The following is a 13,206-nucleotide window of genomic DNA, read 5'->3' as shown; positions in this document are numbered from 1 at the left end:
TGTAACGCTGATAAAACCTGGAGTAGGAATAATGCTAAAACTGATGTGCTGTTATTCCTGTTGTTCTACAGTTAACGGAGCCAGAAGAAGGAGGTGGTTTGAATTAATACTGCATTTTAGGGTGAGAAATACGGCAAGTGCAGGAGGTGCCGCTGTTGCGTGATATTGGGTTTGTCTTATTGGAGAAAGAAGAAGTAAGCTAATGCACTATATAAGGCTCTCGCCCGAAGGTTTGTCAGGAAAGGGAAGCACCTCCGCCAAGGGCGGAAGCCAGTAGGGTACTCCGTATTTGGGGTTGAGGACCAACTTGTTGCGCATCTCGTCCAGGGGGCTTTCCTCGTGCAGGCGATGGAGCAGGTGCCAGGTGGCGGTGGCGTCTGGCAAGGCACGGTGCCATTTAGTGAGCGGAATGCCGTAGGCCTTGCACATATCGGGCAGGCTTCTGGGCGAAGGCTGCCGCAGTCGGCACACAGACAAGGTGTCCAGGAACGGAAACTGGACGGGGCCTAATTTCAGGCGGCGGTAGGTACTGTACAGAAAGCCCAAATCAAAAGTCGCGTTATGGGCAACCACGGTACTGTCTGCAATAAACTCTTTGAGAATAGAGAAAGCCGTGCGTTCCTCCATGCCGTGAATCAGATCTTGGGCCGTAATGCCGGTCAATTGGGTTATTTTTTCAGGGAGCTCGCCTCTCAGTTTCACCAACGTGTGGAAGCGCCCAGTTATTTGTCCGTGAGCCCCTTTCAAGGCGGCTATTTCAATGACTCGGCCTTTGCTGCCGCTTACTCCCGTGGTTTCCAGGTCAAGCACCGTCACGTTGCTCAGCACAGGCGTGAGGTGGGGAAAGAGCGGGAGAAAAGGCGCGTCTGCCATAGAAAATGAGTAGCTTGTGGCTTTCTATACGCAAGAACCGAAATCTGTTTAGCGGCCGTTTTCAGAAAAAGAGCCCCTAAACGGCAAGCCGATGGAACAGTTTTGCAGTATAAGGCAACGTACGTAAACAGAGAATAAACCATGGCAGCATATGACGCGGTAGTAGTAGGTTCTGGGCCTAACGGATTGGCAGCCGCCATTGCGCTGCAGCAGGCAGGCCTGAGCGTGCTGCTGCTGGAAGGCAAAGACCAGATTGGCGGCGGTTTGCGGTCACAGGCGCTTACCCTGCCCGGTTTTGTGCATGATGTCTGTTCGGCGATCCATCCGCTGGCGGCTGGGTCGCCGTTTTTCAAGACCTTGCCGCTACGGGAACACGGGCTGGAATTCCTTTATCCGGCGCTGGCCGCCGCCCACCCCTTTGACAACGGAACTGCCGCCGCTCTGGCTACTTCTCTGGAGGAAACGGCCCGCTCCCTGGGCAAAGACCAACAGACTTATCTGAACCTGCTGAAGCCTTTGGTGAAGAACTGGCCGGCATTGGCCCCCGATGTACTGGGGCCCTTACGGATTCCGCGCCACCCAATAGGCATGGCAGCCTTCGGGTTGAACGCGCTTACCTCCGCTACGTTTCTGGCCAAGCGTTTCCAGACGCAGGAGGCGCGCGGGTTGTGGGCGGGTATGGCGGCGCATTCCATACAGCCGTTGTCTAACCTTACCACCTCGGCTATTGGATTAGTACTCATGGCGGTGGGGCATTTACAGGGGTGGCCGGTTCCCAAAGGTGGCTCCCAGCAGATTGCCAATGCGCTGGCGTCTTATTTCATAAGCTTGGGCGGGAAGATAGAAACTGGTTCTTATGTTACCTCACTGGCGCAGCTACCTCAAAGCAAGGCGGTGTTACTGGATGTGACACCTAAACAACTGCTGGAGATTGCCGGCGATGAATTATCTCCTCTCTACCGGAAACAGCTGCAGCGTTACCGCTACGGCATGGGTGTGTTTAAAATAGATTGGGCGCTGGATGGTCCTATTCCGTTCACGGCGGCCGCTTGTCGCCAGGCCGGAACCGTACATTTGGGCAACACTCTGGAAGAAATTGCCGCTTCTGAGCAGGCTTCGGCCGCGGGCCGGCATCCGGAGAAACCGTTTGTGCTCCTGGCGCAGCAAAGCCTGTTTGATCCTACCAGAGCTCCCGCCGGAAAACACACCGCCTGGGCCTATTGCCACGTGCCCAACGGTTCTACGGTAGACATGACCGAGGCCATAGAGCGGCAGGTGGAGCGTTTCGCCCCCGGCTTCCGGGAATTGATTCTGGCCCGCCACACCATGAACACCGCGCAAATGCAGGCGCACAACCCCAACTATATTGGCGGCGACATCAACGGCGGCATCATTGACCTGGGCCAACTGTACACGCGCCCGGTGCTGGGAATATCGCCGTACCGGACGTCTAAGAAAGGAGTTTATCTATGCTCATCGTCTACGCCGCCGGGGGGCGGGGTGCACGGCATGTGCGGCTACCATGCTGCCCGCCGCGCTTTAAAAGATGTGTTCGGGTTAGCAATTGCGCCGTTGTCAGAGGAAAAATAAGAAGATCTGATAGGGGGGGAAGCCAGTGAATAAGGTCTTATAGGCTCATGAAGGGGAAAGCCCACCAGAAGCACCGGGTGCCGATGGTGGGCTTTATGTTTTGGGGCTGATTCTGGGAAAAGAGCCGCTAAACGGGATAGTTGTTTCTGTGGGCTTCGCTACCGGTTCGCCGGTTAATACTTCTCCACACCGGGTGCCGGTTTCCAATCAGATTTGGGTTCAAAGTGCTGCCAAAGTGTTTTAGACACTGCCCGGATGAGAGCGTACCCGGCGTTGTTGTAGTTCCAGCTTTCATCCTGCTGGTTTTTGGTGATGATGCAGAAGACGTAATCGCCGTGCGGGGCGTTCACTAAAACCACTTCAGACCTTGATCTGTTCACCGCCCCCTGTTTGGAGGCCGTGTGCACGTTTGGCGGAATCTGGGAGAGAGCGATGTCATCTACGTAAATGCGGCCCAGGTTGCGGTACATGCGTTCGCTGGCCGTCGCACTCACCGCCTGCCCTTCCCTGATCATGGTCACCAGCGTGGCCATCTCGCGGGGCGTGGTCTGGCCCCAACCGTATTTCTCCCAGTTAGAGCGGCGGCCGGGCGTGCGGGAATTCATGCGGGTATGAGTGAAGCCGTTTTTCTCCAGCCATATGTTAATGGCCGTGCCGGTGCCCGCCAGCTGCTGCAACCAAAGGCTGGCGGTGTTGTCTGACGTGGTGATGCTCAGCATCTGGATTTTGCCCAGGGCCACCGTGCTGCTGTCTTTGAAATTGCCCACAATGTCTTCGCCGGCATAATAGAGAGAATCGCGGTAGCGGAGGATGGTTTTAGGGTTCAACTCGCCGCGCTCCATCTTGTCAAACACGCCTACCATAATAGGCACTTTGATCATGCTGGCGGTAGGGAAGAGGGTGTCTGCGTTGATGGCTACCGTTTTGCCGCTTTTTAGGTGCCGCACGTAAATTCCCACATCGCCTTTGAAGTCTTTGGTGAGAGCCAGCAGCTTTTGTGTGAGTTGGCGGTCTGTTTTCTCTTTGGGGACTTGTTGTGCAACAGACGGAAGGCAAAGCAGGAAGAGGAAACCAGTGAACAGTGGGAGCAGGCGCATTTTATCTTGGATAGTTTGGCGCCCATAAATTACAAAGTTTTCTTGGATAGCAAGGCCGGGCTTGCTGTGTTCAGGCTTAAGTAGAATAAACCGCGTTTAGAGCCTCTTTTCTGAAAAACAGGCCATAAACGCGTGACTTCTGTAGAAAATAGAAAGAAAGCTGAAGACAGGCAAAACCACACACAGGTTTTGTGCTTAGAATTAACCCGAAGTTGGATGACGTTCAGTTCTTCTGAGCTGCCGTGTGGCAAAGGAATTGGTGGAGCCTTAGGCGGCGGCGGTTTTCTCCACTACTTTGGGCTCAATGTCAAAGAGGTAGTGGTTGAGCTTGGAGCGGAGGTCGGCGGCGGAAAGGTTGCGGTGCACCTCGCCGTTGCGGACTAGCGCAATCTGGCCGGTCTCCTCAGATACCACCAATACCACGCTGTCGGTGACTTCGGTGAGACCGATGGCCGCGCGGTGCCGAAGCCCCATGGAAGCGGGCACGTCATTGCTTTCCGTCACGGGCAAGATGCAGCGGGCGGCTTTGATGCGGTTGCCCTGTATGATCACCGCGCCGTCGTGCAGCGGGCTGTTTTTGTTGAAGATGGAAATGAGGAGGCGTTTGCTCACAATGGCGTCAATGGCATCTCCAGACTCGGCGAAATAGCGCAACTCAGAGCTTCTGGCAAACACAATGAGCGCCCCGGTGTTCTTGCCGGCCAGCGATTTGGCAGTCTCCACAAACGGCGTGATGGACAACTTGTCTGGATTTTCTGTGCGTCGCCACGGAAAACTTTTAAACAGGCGCTCATTGTTGAAGGCGGTGGTTTTGCCAATCATGAGCAGGAAGCGCCTTATCTCGGGCTGAAACACAATGATGGCCGCCAGTACGCCCACCCCCATAAACTGACCTAGAATGATGGTGAGCAGTTCCATGCCGGCAGCTTTCACCACTAGGTACAGCAGGTAAATAGACAGCAGGCCTAAGAAGATCTTGAGGGCTACGCTTCCGGTGAGGAGTTTATAGAGCTGGTACAATAGTACCGTGACCAGCAGCACATCAATGATGTCCAGCCACTCAATCTCTAAAAATCCTATGGAAAACAGTCCTATCAAGCGGTCAGTGTCTTTCTTACTATTTCAATGGTATGTATTGCCTCCTTCACGTCATGCACGCGCAGAATGTCTGCCCCGTGGAGTAACGCCAGCGTATTGGCAACAATTGTGCCGGTTAAAGCTTCTTCTGGCCCCACCCGCAGGGCTTTATAGGTCATAGACTTGCGCGAAAGACCTATTAAGAGCGGTAACTCAAGGAGTTCCAGTTCGCGCAGGCGGCGCAGAAGCTCAAAATTCTGGTCAATATTTTTGGCGAACCCAAAACCCGGGTCTATGATGATGTCTTTTACGCCGGCGGTTCTCAGCTGCGCTACCCGCTGGGCCAGGAAGGAGATGATTTCCTCCAGCAGACCGTTTTCATACGTGGTAAGCGTAGCCATGTTCTGTGGGGTGCCGCGCATGTGCATGAGAATGTACGGTACCCCCAGTTGGGCTACGGTGTCAAACATGCGCTCATCCAGCGTACCGCCAGACACATCATTGATGAGGTGCGCGCCTTGCTGTACGGCTGCCTGGGCAACTTTGGCTCTAAAGGTGTCTACGGAGAGGAGAGCCTCCGGAAACTCCCGGGCCAGTGCCTTTATGGTAGGTACTACGCGGTCCAGCTCTTCCTGTTCTGTAACCTCCGGGGCACCCGGGCGCGTAGAATAACCGCCAATGTCTAAGAACGTAGCCCCTTCAGTGAGCATTTTCTCGGCCTGTTGCAGGACGGCATCAATGCCCTGGAGCCGGCTGTGGGCGTAAAAAGAATCTGGGGTAATGTTGAGAATCCCCATCACGGTGGGCTGCCGCAGCGAGACCAACCTACCACCGCAGTTGAGGGTGGTTTTTTTGCAAAAAAGTGTATCTTTCGCGTTCAATTGGCCTATTTTCTCAGTTTCTATAAAAGTAAAACGAAAAACTTGATTCACCAAACCGCCCAGGAATACCAGCGTGTGATCTCCGCGTGCCAAGAGTTGTTTTTGAAGAAAACCCAGGACTATGGCACGGCTTGGCGCATCCTCCGGTTGCCCTCCATCACAGATCAGATTTTTATCAAGGCCCAACGCATCAGGTCCATCCAGGAGAAAGGCACCCAGAAAATCCAGGATGACATTACTTCTGAGTTTGTGGCCATTGTAAACTACTGCGTGATTGCCCTCATGCAGGAACAGCTGCTGGCGCAGGTCGTAGAGGAGCAGGCCTTGCCGGTAGAGCAGGTGCAGGCGCTGTACGAAGACCAGATCAGGAAAACACGGGCGTTGCAGGAAGACAAGAACCACGATTACGATGAAGCCTGGCGCAGCATGCGCGTAGAGTCCATGACTGATCTGATCCTGATGAAGATTTACCGCACCAAGCAGATTGAAGACAACGCCGGCCAAACGCTGGTCTCTGAGGGCGTGGAGGCCAACTACCGTGACATGCTCAACTATGCTGTTTTCTGTCTCATCAAACTAAACTACCCAAATCATGCTGCCGCGTCTGCTTAGCCGATTCGCCTGGGTGGCGGTAGGGGGACTGTTCATCTTTTCGGGCCTCATCAAGCTGAACGACCCCGTGGGCACCGCCATCAAATTGGAGGAGTACTTTGAGGTCTTCTCTTCGGATTTCTCCCCGGTTTTCCTGGTCTTCAAACCGTACGCGCTGTACCTCTCCATTTTCCTGAGTACGTTGGAGGTGGTGCTGGGGGTGGCTTTGCTGGTGCGCTGGCGCCTGAAAACGGTGCTGTGGAGCCTCTTCTTCCTGACACTGTTCTTTACGTTTCTCACCTTCTACTCGGCGTACTTCAACAAGGTAACCGACTGTGGCTGCTTTGGCGATGCCATCAAGCTGACGCCGTGGCAATCCTTCGGGAAAGACGTGGCGCTGCTGGTGTTGCTGGTAGTACTGTTGGCCACGCAACGGCACCTGCTTTCCTTCGCGCGCATGAAAGGCTCCACTACCGGCACTATTGTGTTGGTGACTACGGTGCTGAGCGTGGGAATGGGCGTGTACGCCTACCTGCATGAGCCGTACCTTGACTTCCGGGCTTACCGCGTGGGCGCCAATATTCCCAAGCTCATGAAACCGTCGGCCCCGCTGCGGTACCAGTACATTATGGAAAAAGGCGGCGAGGAACACATTTTTGACACGTACCCTACGGATACCACGTTTAAATTCAGGAAAATGGTGCCCCAGAACCCTGAGGATGGGCCAAAGATCACTGACTTCAACGTCTGGAATGACCAAGGCGACTTCACGCAGGAACTGTTTTTAGGAAACCGGCTGCTGGTGCTGGTGAAAGACGTAAGCAAAGCCGATCAGGAGAGTTTTAAGGAAATCAATGCGCTGCTGCAGGGGCTGGAGAAAAACCCAAGCCCCAAGGTAGTACCGGTAGTGATTACCTCCAGCAGCAGCCAGGACTTTGATGTGTTCCGCCACGAGGTGAATCTGGCGGCTCCTTATTTCTTTGCAGATGCCACCGTGCTCAAGACTATGATTAGGGCCAACCCGGGTTTGCTCCTGTTCAAGAACGGCGTAGTGGTAGGTAAATGGCACCACAATGATGTGCCCACGCTACAGGAAGTACAGAAACTGGTAGGCAATTAGTGTTTAGGGGCTCTTTTTAGAAAAAGAGCCCCTAAACGCTAACCTATATAGATTGCCTTTCCATGCCGCACCTCTGCCCGGTTCCAATCGTCTGGTTGAAGTTCCATAGCCTTCGGGCCGTTTGTCTTCGGCTCTGAATGTCAGTTTAGGCCAATTTCTGGAAAAAGAGCCTCTAAACACAAGCTGCCTTATCTCTTATTTATATTCCAAAGAACTGCAAAAATGCCTTTGTCTCAGGAGCCACGTTCGGCAATCGTTTTCTTGGTAGGGATGCCCGGGTGCGGGAAGTCTACCGTAGGCAAGGCACTGGCGGGTCGTTTGCAGTTTACCTTCCTTGATCTGGATTTCCTCATTGAGCAGCGCGAAGGACTCTCAGTGGCGCAACTGTTTGAACAGCGGGGGCAGGCCTTTTTCAGAGAGGCGGAGGCGGCCGCGCTGCGGAGCGTTACCGCTGCCCAAGGCGGCGTAGTGTTGGCTACCGGGGGCGGCGCACCCTGCTTTCATGGGAACATGACGTACATGGTAGAAAGCGGAGTGGCTGTTTATCTAAAAGTTTCTCCCCAGGAACTAGCGGCCCGGTTCACCGCTCATGACCTACAGGTGAGGCCCTTGCTGCGGGATAAAACCCCCGAAGAACTTTTGCAGTATCTCTCCCATACGTTAGCCCAGCGGGAGCCGTTTTACCGGCAGGCCCTCCTGGAAATAGTGGTGAATGAACGTACCGTAGAAGAAGTGACGGCCGTGCTGCAACGGCAGATTATGCCTTTTCTCTGATATTTTTCGTTATTTTTGCGTGTTTGACGGATAGAACCGTTTCATTTAATTTTTTCAACCATGAAACCGAGTCATAAAGGATCTGCAACATTATTCAAGAACCCCGTGCTGGAGCGGATGACGCACACGCACATTGCCCTACCCATTTCCATCTTCATGGTAATTGCCGCCGGATTGTTGGTGTACGGCTTCCTGTATGGCTTTCTGGATGTTTTGTCTGCAGTGGGTTTGTTTTTAGCCGGTTGGCTGATGTTCTCTTTAGTAGAGTACTTGGCCCACCGGTTCATCTTCCACATGGCCCCTACCAATGAGTTCAAGCGGAAGATTCAGTACACCTTCCATGGTAACCACCATGATTACCCTAAAGACAAGACACGTCTGGCCATGCCGCCCATTGTGAGTCTGTTCATTGCGTCTTTCTTCTTTTTTGTGTTCAAGCTGATCTTTGGATCGCTGGTGTTTGGGTTAGTAGCGGGCTTCTTGTTTGGGTACGCACTGTATCTGTTTGTGCATTACGCAGTACACGCCTATGCCCCGCCTAAGAACTTCCTGAAACAGCTCTGGATTCATCACAGCATTCACCACTACAAAGATCCTGAACGGGCGTACGGAGTTTCTTCCCCGCTGTGGGACTGGATCTTGGGCACCATGCCACAGAAAAGCAGAAAGTAATTAGTTGCTAGCTTATTTCAAAGAGGCCTCCTGTAGGCCTCTTTTTTTTTGCCAGTCCACCCTGTCCCGCTGAGCCTAAGGAACGAAGTAGATGTAGTTGACGAGAACATGCCCTATGCTGATGCTACAACCTTCCCAGCGCTGTATAAAATAGTTATGTTTTATATAGGTCAAGTTCCAAAGGTCTTTATAGGGAGGAAAGCACTGTAGTCATAGATGGCTGATCTGGTAGAGGAATTAGTGGAGTAAATAATTGCATAGAGGTTTTCCGACCATTCTCTCCCGTGATGCATATTTTCTAAGAAAAGAGTTCGTTTTTAGGCTGTTCAATCGATTTCCTAAATAGTATGCATGTCTCATTTATATAAATGGCCTAAGATTTAGACTTGTACTTAAAAAAGACTTCTTAAAAAAAGTTTATAAATAAATAAACAACTTTTTATACTTTATAAACAATATTTGTCTATTTTCCTTTAAAGGATGAATTATAAGCTTACATCTAAAATCTAACTTCTTCCTACTGCTCACCTGTTTCATCTAGAATATGCTTGAGTTCGCCGAGCATAAAGCTCATTTCATGGCAATAGAAGTCAATTTTTATTCTTAAAATTGGGTTTATTTAATCCATTGTTGAATTTTTGTTTGTTTAATGCAATGAGTTAGGTTATTGAATTGCACCTGTTAATCGCCATACCTTTGTTCTGTTGAAAATAAATCATTGGAATAGGTCAAAAACAGGTAGGTATGGTAGCAGTTTTACAATATTTAAGAGCAGCTTTTTTAGTAGGGCTTATTTCGTTAACAGTTGCTTCTTCTTCCTTTGCGCAGTCGCACCCTATTAAGGCCATAGGTACTTCTTATACACAAGACTTCAATGGGTTGCCAAGGTTTGAATCTGTCTGGGATGAATGGTTTTCAAGTTTAAATCGTTCTTGGCAAAATGAAGAAACTTTGCCCGGATGGAGCGCACAGTTGGGAAACAGTAACATTACCAGCATTCAAATCAATGATGGAGATCCTTCAGGAGCGGGTTTAAAGAGCTTTGGAACCGGATCCTATAGCACTAACCGTGGCTTGGGCGGTTACGCTTCTTCTTCCAGCGCCTTCATATATAAAGTGAGATTTAGCAATGCCACAGGCAAGTCTTTGACCAACATAGGACTTGAATTTGTGTTGCAGCAGTGGTATGACGGTTCTGCGGTGACTAGTCTGGTGCTTGAGTACCGTATCAATGAGAAAGGCAGCACCACTGGTAACTGGACGTCTATTGCCTCATTGCGGGCCCCTGTAATTGCTAACGGAAGAAGATCTCTGGATGGTACTGCCAGCGCAAACCAAAAAGCGGTAAGAGAGCAATTAGGTGCCATAGTATTGGAGCCTAACCAGGAATTGACCATTAGGTGGGTAGATGCAGCCGGCGGTGGAAAAGATCTGCTGTCTATTGATAACTTCAAACTGACTACTGCTGAGTACAAACCTCAACCCAAAGTGTTCTACAGCAATGTACTGTTTGGAACCGAACTTAGTAACCTGGCTTCTTGGAATACAGACGGTATTTTCTACTCTGGAGAAGTACCTACTTCCTTTACTGCACCCAACCAGATCTTTATTGTGCAGAATTCTATCTGGTACACGCCTAAGTTGAGCAAGTCAATTGAGTTACACCCAACTTCCAAGTTGGTGATTGGTACAGGTCGGGAGATTGAATTCAATGTGCCTGCCAATGTTTCCCTGGAAGGTGTGAACATGGATTTAGCTGCGGGTGCCACGGTCACTTTCAACAATGCATCCTTACCTATTTTAGGGGACATTGACCCTGCCAGCACCGTGATCTACAAAGATGGCAGCACTCAGGTGAAAGAGGCTAAGTATGGTAACCTCATCTTTGATATCACCAGCGGCCTGGTGAAGAAATTAACCAGAAACATTGTAGTGTCTGGTCAATTGGAGCTGAAAAATGGCGCTAAGCTTGAATTAGGAAACTATGATGTGGTGCTGGAAGACAGCAAAAAAGCAATCATTTATGATGCCCAGAGCTTTGTAGTGACCAAAGGAAAAGGCCGCCTGAGAATGAGATTGGCTGCCGGAGAAAGTGCAGTGTTTCCTGTAGGGCTTGACAAAGTATCTCCCGTTAAGCTGCAACTGAAAGCCGGTAGCGTGGCAGACACTTTTAGCGTGCACGTAATTGACGGTGTCTATACCTCTTATGAGAAAAACTTGCCAGGTGGTATTTCTTTAGAAACCGCTCTGGTGAACAAGACCTGGATTATTGACGAAGGTATTGCCGGTGGCACAAACTTAGACATGACTTTGCAATGGACCGCAACGGAAATGATTGGTGCCCAACCAGAGCAAGCATTCCTGATGCACTACCACCAAGGTGCCTGGGATGAAGGAAATGCTTCTAATGTAGTGTTACAGAATGGAGTTTACTCTGTTACCCGTACCAACATCACTTCTTTCTCTCCTTTTGCGGTGAAAGATTTCAAAAGTCCCGTTGGGCAAACACCAGGTACATTGCCAGTGGAGTTAACCCACTTCCAGGCAAGAAGAGTAAACCAGCAGATTCAACTGGACTGGGGTACCGCTTCTGAGAAAGACAACGACTATTTCACTATTGAGCAAAGTTTAGACGGGGTAACCTTCAAAACCGTAGGGCAGCCGGTGAAAGGAGCGGGTAACAGCGCCATCGCTATCGCCTATAAACAGCAGATCGCAGACGCTAGCCCAGCTAAAACCCAGTACTTCCGCCTGAAGCAGACAGACTTTGACGGTACTACTGAATACTCTAAAGTAGTGGCTTTGGGTCCGGTTAAATCTGCGGTAAAAGTACAGCTGCAGCTAAGTGCTTACCCAAACCCATCCCTTGACGGTAAAGTGAGCTTGGTGAGCAAAGGTACCACGGAAGAAGCAGAGATCGCTGTTTTCCACAGCACCGGCAAACTGTTGTTCCAGAAGCAAGTGAGCCTGTCTCAGCCAATAGAGCTTGATTTGGCAGGCCAAACTTCAGGAATGTACCTGGTGCAGGTAAAAACAGCCACCGCCAAAGAAGTGATCCGGGTTGTAAAACAATAGAAGATCTACTTAGATAAACAGAAAGGCCACTCCCATGGGAGTGGCCTTTCTGTTTAGGGGCTCTTTTTCCTAAAACTGGCCCAAAACAGTTATCTCCGTATTTTTCTTAAAAGCCACAGAACCAGCAGGACCACTAAGACTATAATGATCACCGAAGCCCACATGCCCGCTTTAAAGATGTCACCTATGACATCGCAACTGGACAAGGACAAGGTCACAATCGCCATGAGGGCGAAGAAATAAGCTTGTAAATTTTTCATAGTTATAGGTTTAATTCAACGGAATGAGTCTCTGGAGAGTAGAAACTATTGTATATTTTAAATACTGTATTTGAGGTAAAAGGTTGGATGACCCGTTACTCAAAGTAAGGCTTCTGAATGTACAAGCTGATAAAAATAAAACGGAAACACCCCCTAAGCCGAAAGCTTAGGGGGTGTTTCCGTTCAAGAACTGCAAGGTGGCAGGTTCCTATTTTGTCTACTTGAGTGCGATTGGGTCTGGCTTGCCGTCCGGGTCTGCGGTGACGGTTCCCTGGGAGCGGAGCTTGCCCCCGGTGAGGGCCAGGGCGCCGGCCACGTGGGGGGCGGCGTAGGAGGTGCCGTTGGCGGTGGCGTAGCCGGAGCCCTTCCAGGTGGTCCTCACGTTCGTTCCCGGGGCGGCGTAGCGCACGGAGGCCCCGAAGTTGGAGGTGGGGCTGAACTTGCCGTTGCTGTCCATGTTGGAGACCACGTACACGTTGGGGGCCACCACGCGGGCGGGGGAGTCGGCCTTGCAGTCCACGTAGGAGTTGCCGGCGGCCACCACCACGAACATGCCCTTGGCGGCGGTCTTCTTCACCAGGTCGTCGAGCATGGTGGAGCCGTCCACCCTGAGGCTCATGTTGACCACGTCGCCCGCCTTGCCGTTCTGGTAGGCGTAGTTGAGGGCCGAGTAGATGCGGGTGAGCGTGCCGGCGCCCTTGTCGTCGAATACCCTGAGGGCCACGATGGTGGCGTTGGCCGCCACGCCCACCACGCCCAGGCCGTTGTCCTTGGCCCCGATCACGCCGGCCACGCCGGTGCCGTGGCCGTAGCCGTCCTCCCAGGAGCTAACCCCGGAGATGAAGGACTTGCTCCGCGCCTTGTCCACGTTCAGGTCGGGGTGGGAGGACTGCACGCCCGAGTCGATCACCCACACCGTCTTGCCCGTGCCGTCGCCGTAGCCCACCCGGGCCACGCCCCACGGGATCTCCTGCGTGGAGCTGGTCGTGCTGGTCGCGGAGGTGGAGGACGGTGTGGCTTTCCCCAGCAGGACAGCCTGCTCAGGCTCAATGTAGGCCACGCTTTCGTCTTGTCTCAGCTGCTGGACTTCGTCTTTGGAAAGGTTTCCGGTGAAACCGCTGGCGCTATTGCCGTTGAACAGTTCGCTTACCCGGCTCCGGCTAATGCCTAATCTCTGCATAAGGCGCTCCCGGCGT

At 51.8% G+C, this 13,206-nt stretch carries 11 protein-coding genes; 6 read left to right on the top strand and 5 right to left on the bottom strand.

Features of this window, described 5'->3' with window-relative positions; genetic code table 11:
- Positions 1–207 precede the first annotated feature (207 nt).
- Complete coding sequence (locus tag EFA69_RS11330; protein WP_123133176.1) at positions 208–873, bottom strand: 3'-5' exonuclease; 666 nt, start codon at positions 871–873, stop codon at positions 208–210.
- Positions 874–1,014: 141 nt separating this feature from the next.
- On the opposite strand from EFA69_RS11330, the gene EFA69_RS11325 reads away from it, so the two are divergent.
- Positions 1,015–2,463 carry a phytoene desaturase family protein gene (locus tag EFA69_RS11325; protein WP_123133175.1) on the top strand — a complete coding sequence of 483 codons (1,449 nt, stop codon included), beginning with the start codon at positions 1,015–1,017 and terminating at the stop codon, positions 2,461–2,463.
- A 173-nt stretch (positions 2,464–2,636) separates the two neighbouring features.
- Here EFA69_RS11325 and EFA69_RS11320 read toward each other — a convergent pair whose 3' ends face one another.
- The 3 genes from EFA69_RS11320 to folP all read right to left on the bottom strand — a co-directional run bounded on the left by EFA69_RS11320 (position 2,637) and on the right by folP (position 5,518).
- Positions 2,637–3,560, bottom strand: a complete 924-nt coding sequence (locus tag EFA69_RS11320) for a serine hydrolase (protein WP_123133174.1) — start codon at positions 3,558–3,560, stop codon at positions 2,637–2,639.
- Between the two features lie 267 nt (positions 3,561–3,827).
- Positions 3,828–4,658, bottom strand: a complete 831-nt coding sequence (gene cdaA / locus EFA69_RS11315) for a diadenylate cyclase CdaA (protein ID WP_123133173.1) — start codon at positions 4,656–4,658, stop codon at positions 3,828–3,830.
- Positions 4,655–5,518, bottom strand: a complete 864-nt coding sequence (gene folP, locus EFA69_RS11310) for a dihydropteroate synthase (RefSeq protein ID WP_123133172.1) — start codon at positions 5,516–5,518, stop codon at positions 4,655–4,657. Before folP ends, cdaA begins: the two co-directional genes overlap by 4 nt.
- Positions 5,519–5,560: 42 nt before the next feature.
- Between folP and EFA69_RS11305 the strand changes: the two genes are divergently transcribed.
- From EFA69_RS11305 to EFA69_RS11285, 5 genes are all read left to right on the top strand, one after another.
- Positions 5,561–6,130, top strand: coding sequence for a DUF1599 domain-containing protein (locus EFA69_RS11305; RefSeq protein WP_123133473.1), 570 nt, complete (start codon positions 5,561–5,563; stop codon positions 6,128–6,130).
- A complete protein-coding gene (locus EFA69_RS11300) occupies positions 6,111–7,229 on the top strand; it encodes a BT_3928 family protein (protein WP_123133171.1) in 1,119 nt (372 codons plus the stop codon). Before EFA69_RS11305 ends, EFA69_RS11300 begins: the two co-directional genes overlap by 20 nt.
- A 222-nt stretch (positions 7,230–7,451) precedes the next feature.
- Positions 7,452–8,003, top strand: a complete 552-nt coding sequence (locus EFA69_RS11295) for a shikimate kinase (RefSeq protein WP_123133170.1) — start codon at positions 7,452–7,454, stop codon at positions 8,001–8,003.
- Between the two features lie 60 nt (positions 8,004–8,063).
- Complete coding sequence (locus tag EFA69_RS11290) at positions 8,064–8,675, top strand: sterol desaturase family protein (RefSeq protein WP_123133169.1); 612 nt, start codon at positions 8,064–8,066, stop codon at positions 8,673–8,675.
- Between the two features lie 1,116 nt (positions 8,676–9,791).
- Positions 9,792–11,750: a T9SS type A sorting domain-containing protein gene (locus EFA69_RS11285; protein WP_183906758.1), complete on the top strand. Its 1,959-nt coding sequence runs from the start codon at positions 9,792–9,794 to the stop codon at positions 11,748–11,750.
- A 477-nt stretch (positions 11,751–12,227) separates the two neighbouring features.
- Here EFA69_RS11285 and EFA69_RS11280 read toward each other — a convergent pair.
- Positions 12,228–13,206, bottom strand: a 979-nt coding sequence (locus tag EFA69_RS11280; RefSeq protein WP_245964549.1) for a S8 family peptidase, incomplete at its 5' end; no start/stop codon positions are given.

The organism is Rufibacter immobilis, assembly GCF_003721565.1.
GTDB classification, from domain to species: Bacteria; Bacteroidota; Bacteroidia; order Cytophagales; family Hymenobacteraceae; genus Nibribacter; species Nibribacter immobilis.
The sequence above is the reverse complement of the archived record's forward strand: the minus strand, read 5'-3'. Positions and strand labels throughout refer to the sequence as shown.